This is a genomic window from Streptomyces niphimycinicus (assembly GCF_018883605.1).
GTDB classification, from domain to species: Bacteria; Actinomycetota; Actinomycetes; order Streptomycetales; family Streptomycetaceae; genus Streptomyces; species Streptomyces niphimycinicus.
In genome coordinates this window covers 1-1,061 of record NZ_JAHLEM010001269.1, presented here as the reverse complement: position 1 = coordinate 1,061, position 1,061 = coordinate 1, and the positions used below count along the sequence as shown (strand labels likewise).

Annotated in this window: 1 protein-coding gene; it reads right to left on the bottom strand. The window is 76.5% G+C overall.

Features of this window, described 5'->3' with window-relative positions; translation table 11 throughout:
• A partial coding sequence (locus tag KN815_RS49280) for a PucR family transcriptional regulator (protein WP_253209750.1) occupies window positions 1-1,033 on the bottom strand: 1,033 nt, incomplete at its 3' end.
• Window positions 1,034-1,061 lie beyond the last annotated feature (28 nt).

The following is a 1,061-nucleotide window of genomic DNA, read 5'->3' as shown; positions in this document are numbered from 1 at the left end:
GCCCCGGCGGGGCCTGGGCGCGGGCCGCCGCGGCCTGCGGGGCGGTGTGCAGCCGCAGGGCGAGCCAGGCGGCCGACTGCGCGGCCAGGCTGCGGCTGACCTCCACGCCCAGCAGCTCATCGAGATGGCGCAGCCGCGCGGCGAGCGTATTGCGGTGGATCTTCAGATGGCGGCTGGCCGCTCCACCGAAGCTGAGCCACGACCCGAGTGTGCCCAGCAGCTCCTGCGGGCCGGGGTCGGCGCGGCGGGCCGGGGCGTAGCGCACGCAGGGCGCCAGGAGTTCGCTCGCCCACAGATAGCCCTCCGGGCCCGCCAGTACGGTCACATCCACGTCGCCGCCGAAACCGGCGCGGCGCTCGGGGGCGTTACGGGCCACCGCCAGTGCGTGGATGGCCTGCTCATAGGCGGTCGGCGTGTCCCGCAGCGCGACCGCCGCGCTCACCCCGACCCGGCACTCCGGCACCAGGCGGACGATCAGCAGGTCCAGTGGTGCCGGGCCTGCGTGCGGGGCACCGCTCACCGGGCCCGGCTCGGGCGGTACGAGTGCGATGAGGTGGTTCGGGCGCACCGGACACGGCACGATCCATGCCCCGCCCTGCGCCTCGCGGCTTATCCGGCGGGCGATCTCGCGCCGCCGGGCGTGCGGGCACTCGATCACATACATCTGGACCACCGCGGGCAGCGCCGGCCGCAGCGCCCCCGCGATCCGCTGCGCGGCGGGCACGCTGCCCACCATCAGCAGATGCAGCACCGCCTCCCGGCTGTGCCCCTCGGCCGATTCGATCCGCCGGCGCGCCCGTTCGGCCTGCTCCAGCCGCCAGCACAGGGCGAGGGTGCGGGCGGCGTCGGCGAGCAGCATTCCGCAGTGCGGATCGTCCGGCCCGATGACGGCCAGATACGTACTCGGGTCGGTGTCGAGCGCGATCAGATGCACCGGGGGCCCCTCGCCCCCGCCCAGCACGGCGGATGGCGCCCCGCGCCGGTGCAACTCGACGGCCGCGTCGGCGGCGGCGTCGGCGGCCGGTCGCGCCACCGCCGGGTCGTGTTCCCCGCCCGGCCCG